This window comes from Ruicaihuangia caeni (assembly GCF_029952955.1).
In the GTDB taxonomy this organism is placed as follows: Bacteria; Actinomycetota; Actinomycetes; order Actinomycetales; family Microbacteriaceae; genus Ruicaihuangia; species Ruicaihuangia caeni.
Genome location: NZ_JASATX010000008.1, coordinates 1 through 5,511, shown reverse-complemented (window position 1 = coordinate 5,511; position 5,511 = coordinate 1). Strand labels below are relative to the sequence as shown.

Here is a 5,511-nt window from a genome sequence, read left to right as displayed (position 1 = left end):
GAAGTTGCCCTGTTTGCGGCCCTGGGAGGGGTCGGGCGGGGTGTCCGGTTCTTGAGAACTCAACAGTGTGCACATGTCAAATGCCAAATAACCTCGGCATTGATTGGGCGATTTCGGTTGCCTGGTTGGTGTTTGAGATTCCTTTGGATTGATTGGATTGTCAGCATTGACAGTCTTTCAGTCAGCATCAAATTTTTTACGGAGAGTTTGATCCTGGCTCAGGACGAACGCTGGCGGCGTGCTTAACACATGCAAGTCGAACGATGAAGCTGGGTGCTTGCACCTGGTGGATTAGTGGCGAACGGGTGAGTAACACGTGAGTAACCTGCCCCTGACTCTGGGATAAGCGCTGGAAACGGCGTCTAATACCGGATACGACCCATGAAGGCATCTTCTGTGGGTGGAAAGATTTATCGGTTGGGGATGGACTCGCGGCCTATCAGCTTGTTGGTGAGGTAACGGCTCACCAAGGCGACGACGGGTAGCCGGCCTGAGAGGGTGACCGGCCACACTGGGACTGAGACACGGCCCAGACTCCTACGGGAGGCAGCAGTGGGGAATATTGCACAATGGGCGAAAGCCTGATGCAGCAACGCCGCGTGGGGGATGACGGCCTTCGGGTTGTAAACCTCTTTTAGTAGGGAAGAAGCGAAAGTGACGGTACCTGCAGAAAAAGCACCGGCTAACTACGTGCCAGCAGCCGCGGTAATACGTAGGGTGCGAGCGTTGTCCGGAATTATTGGGCGTAAAGAGCTCGTAGGCGGTTTGTCGCGTCTGCTGTGAAACCTGGAGGCTCAACCTCCAGCCTGCAGTGGGTACGGGCAGACTTGAGTGCGGTAGGGGAGATTGGAATTCCTGGTGTAGCGGTGGAATGCGCAGATATCAGGAGGAACACCGATGGCGAAGGCAGATCTCTGGGCCGTAACTGACGCTGAGGAGCGAAAGCATGGGGAGCGAACAGGATTAGATACCCTGGTAGTCCATGCCGTAAACGTTGGGAACTAGATGTAGGGACCTTTCCACGGTTTCTGTGTCGCAGCTAACGCATTAAGTTCCCCGCCTGGGGAGTACGGCCGCAAGGCTAAAACTCAAAGGAATTGACGGGGGCCCGCACAAGCGGCGGAGCATGCGGATTAATTCGATGCAACGCGAAGAACCTTACCAAGGCTTGACATACACCGGAAACGGCCAGAGATGGTCGCCCCGCAAGGTCGGTGTACAGGTGGTGCATGGTTGTCGTCAGCTCGTGTCGTGAGATGTTCGGTTAAGTCCGGCAACGAGCGCAACCCTCGTCCTATGTTGCCAGCACGTAATGGTGGGAACTCATGGGATACTGCCGGGGTCAACTCGGAGGAAGGTGGGGATGACGTCAAATCATCATGCCCCTTATGTCTTGGGCTTCACGCATGCTACAATGGCCGGTACAAAGGGCTGCGATGTCGTAAGGCGGAGCGAATCCCAAAAAGCCGGTCTCAGTTCGGATTGAGGTCTGCAACTCGACCTCATGAAGTCGGAGTCGCTAGTAATCGCAGATCAGCAACGCTGCGGTGAATACGTTCCCGGGCCTTGTACACACCGCCCGTCAAGTCATGAAAGTCGGTAACACCCGAAGCCAGTGGCCCAACCGTAAGGGGGGAGCTGTCGAAGGTGGGATCGGTGATTAGGACTAAGTCGTAACAAGGTAGCCGTACCGGAAGGTGCGGCTGGATCACCTCCTTTCTAAGGAGCACTCGTCACCGTTGGTGGCGTAGGTATCCCAGGTCAAGGACGAATGTTCCTTGCTGGGTGCTCATGGGTGGAACATTTGACAAGAGCTGGCCGGTTCGGCTGGTGTTCAGTACGCCCTTCGGGGTTGGAACGGCACTGGTTCGGATGGGTCGGGTCGGGTGCGCACTGTTGGGTCCTGAGGGACCGGGCCGGCGCCGCTGCGGGAACGTGGTGGGGTGGGACTGGATCCTTCGGACCCGTTTCGGGTTCCCACTGTGGTGGGGCTTGGGCGGGTGCCGATCGTTTATTGAGAACTACACAGTGGACGCGAGCATCTTGCCAGTGTCACTTCGGTGATGCTGGTGAATTGTGGTCTCACCATCCAACACTTCTGGTGTTGTGGTGGTGTTTCATCTCATGTGATTTCAAGTTGCTAAGAGCGAACGGTGGATGCCTTGGCATCTGGAGCCGAAGAAGGACGTCGTAATCTGCGATAAGCCTCGGGGAGCTGATAAACGAGCTGTGATCCGAGGATTTCCGAATGGGGAAACCCCGCCAGGCGTTTGTGCGACCTGGTGACTCCCGCCTGAATGTATAGGGCGGGTAGAGGGAACGCGGGGAAGTGAAACATCTCAGTACCCGCAGGAAGAGAAAACAACAGTGATTCCGTCAGTAGTGGCGAGCGAACGCGGAACAGGCTAAACCGAGCCATGTGTGAGACCCGGCAGGGGTTGCATGGTCGGGGTTGTGGGACCTTACAGGGTGATCTGCCGGTCACCCGCAGTGACGGAGCCGTATAGACGAACAGGTTTGAATGCCTGGTCGAAGAGGGTGCGAACCCCGTAGTCGAAATGCGGTGACGGCTGGTGAGTGTTCCCAAGTAGCACGGGGCCCGAGAAATCCCGTGTGAATCTGCCAGGACCACCTGGTAAGCCTAAATACTCCCAGATGACCGATAGCGGACAAGTACCGTGAGGGAAAGGTGAAAAGTACCCCGGGAGGGGAGTGAAATAGTACCTGAAACCGTTTGCTTACAAACCGTCGGAGCCGACTTGTATCGGTGACGGCGTGCCTTTTGAAGAATGAGCCTGCGAGTTAGCGGCACGTGGCGAGGTTAACCCGTGAGGGGGAGCCGGAGCGAAAGCGAGTCTGAACAGGGCGTTCAGTCGCGTGTCCTAGACCCGAAGCGAAGTGATCTATCCATGGCCAGGTTGAAGCGTGTGTAAGAGCGCGTGGAGGACCGAACCCACCTAGGTTGAAAACTGGGGGGATGAGCTGTGGATAGGGGTGAAAGGCCAATCAAACTTCGTGATAGCTGGTTCTCTCCGAAATGCATTTAGGTGCAGCGTTGCGTGTTTCTTGCCGGAGGTAGAGCTACTGGATGGCCGATGGGCCCTACAAGGTTACTGACGTCAGCCAAACTCCGAATGCCGGTAAGTGAGAGCGCAGCAGTGAGACGGTGGGGGATAAGCTTCATCGTCGAGAGGGAAACAACCCAGACTACCAACTAAGGCCCCTAAGCGTGTGCTAAGTGGGAAAGGATGTGGAGTTGCTCAGACAACCAGGAGGTTGGCTTAGAAGCAGCCACCCTTGAAAGAGTGCGTAATAGCTCACTGGTCAAGTGATTCCGCGCCGACAATGTAACGGGGCTCAAGCACACCGCCGAAGTTGTAGCATTCGCATTATTGGTAAGCCTTCGTGGTTCAGCCGTGCGGATGGGTAGGAGAGCGTCGTGTGGCGGGTGAAGCGGCGGAGTGATCCAGCCGTGGACGCCACACGAGTGAGAATGCAGGCATGAGTAGCGAAAGACGGGTGAGAACCCCGTCCTCCGGAAGACCAAGGGTTCCAGGGTCAAGTTAATCTGCCCTGGGTGAGTCGGGACCTAAGGCGAGGCCGACAGGCGTAGTCGATGGACAACGGGTTGATATTCCCGTACCGGCGAAGAACCGTCCCAACCAACCCAGCAATGCTAAGCGCCCGAACCCGCATAGTGAAGCCCTTCGGGGTGGATCGTGCGGGGGAGCGCGTGACCCGAGCTGGCGCGGTTAGCGTATTAACAGGTGTGACGCAGGAAGGTAGCCGTACCGGGCGATGGTTGTCCCGGGGTAAGGATGTAGGGCGAACGATAGGCAAATCCGTCGTTCATATGCCTGAGATCTGACGCATACCCCTCACGGGGGAATTCGGTGATCCTATGCTGCCAAGAAAAGCATCGACGCGAGGTTCCAGCCGCCCGTACCCCAAACCGACACAGGTGGTCAGGTAGAGAATACCAAGGAGATCGAGAGAATCATGGTTAAGGAACTCGGCAAAATGCCCCCGTAACTTCGGGAGAAGGGGGGCCTGAAGCGTGACGGGACTTGCTCCCTGAGCGTGTGATGGCCGCAGAGACCAGTGGGAAGCGACTGTTTACTAAAAACACAGGTCCGTGCGAAGAAGCAATTCGAGGTATACGGACTGACGCCTGCCCGGTGCTGGAAGGTTAAGAGGAGCGGTCAGCGTAAGCGAAGCTGTGAATTTAAGCCCCAGTAAACGGCGGTGGTAACTATAACCATCCTAAGGTAGCGAAATTCCTTGTCGGGTAAGTTCCGACCTGCACGAATGGCGTAACGACTTCCCAGCTGTCTCAACCATGAACTCGGCGAAATTGCAGTACGAGTAAAGATGCTCGTTACGCGCAGCAGGACGGAAAGACCCCGTGACCTTTACTACAGCTTGGTATTGGTGTTCGGTGTGGCTTGTGTAGGATAGGTGGGAGACTATGAAGCGGGCACGCCAGTGTTCGTGGAGTCATTGTTGAAATACCACTCTGGTCACTCTGGATATCTAACTTCGAACCGTGATCCGGTTCAGGGACAGTGCCTGGTGGGTAGTTTAACTGGGGCGGTTGCCTCCCAAAAAGTAACGGAGGCGCCCAAAGGTTCCCTCAACCTGGTTGGCAATCAGGTGGCGAGTGTAAGTGCACAAGGGAGCTTGACTGTGAGACTGACAGGTCGAGCAGGGACGAAAGTCGGGACTAGTGATCCGGCAGTGGCTTGTGGAAGCGCTGTCGCTCAACGGATAAAAGGTACCTCGGGGATAACAGGCTGATCTTGCCCAAGAGTCCATATCGACGGCATGGTTTGGCACCTCGATGTCGGCTCGTCGCATCCTGGGGCTGGAGTAGGTCCCAAGGGTTGGGCTGTTCGCCCATTAAAGCGGTACGCGAGCTGGGTTTAGAACGTCGTGAGACAGTTCGGTCCCTATCCGCTGCGCGCGTTGGAAATTTGAGAAGAGCTATCCCTAGTACGAGAGGACCGGGATGGACGAACCTCTGGTGTGTCAGTTGTTCTGCCAAGAGCACCGCTGATTAGCTACGTTCGGGACGGATAACCGCTGAAAGCATCTAAGCGGGAAGCCGGCTTCAAGATGAGATTTCCATCCCCTTCGGGGGGAGAGGCTCCCAGCCAGACGACTGGGTTGATAGGCCGGATGTGGAAGCGAGGACTAACGACTCGTGGAGCTGACCGGTACTAATACGCCAATGACTTGACAACACACCCCACCCTTCTGGGTGGGAGATGACTCGCGTCCACTTTGTGGTTCCCGATACACGGTCGGAACCACACACCCCCACCACACCAGTGGTGGAGGCCTGTGTTTTGTAACCGAAGATCGATACTGTTACGGCGGCCATAGCGAAGGGGAAACGCCCGGTCACATTCCGAACCCGGAAGCTAAGACCTTCTGCGCCGATGGTACTGCAAGGGCGACCTTGTGGGAGAGTAGGACACCGCCGGACCTCATTCCGGAACTGGCCACCCC

The 5,511-nt window shown here is 56.4% G+C and carries 3 rRNA genes; all 3 read left to right on the top strand.

Annotation, left to right across the window (positions count from 1 at the left end):
- Window positions 1–195: 195 nt before the first annotated feature.
- The 3 genes from QF206_RS12420 to rrf all read left to right on the top strand — a co-directional run bounded on the left by QF206_RS12420 (window position 196) and on the right by rrf (window position 5,488).
- Window positions 196–1,719, top strand: a 16S ribosomal RNA gene (locus QF206_RS12420).
- A gap of 411 nt (window positions 1,720–2,130) precedes the next feature.
- Window positions 2,131–5,243, top strand: a 23S ribosomal RNA gene (locus tag QF206_RS12415).
- A gap of 128 nt (window positions 5,244–5,371) precedes the next feature.
- Window positions 5,372–5,488 (top strand): 5S ribosomal RNA (rrf, locus tag QF206_RS12410).
- Together the 16S, 23S and 5S rRNA genes form the textbook arrangement of a ribosomal RNA operon.
- Window positions 5,489–5,511: the final 23 nt, after the last annotated feature.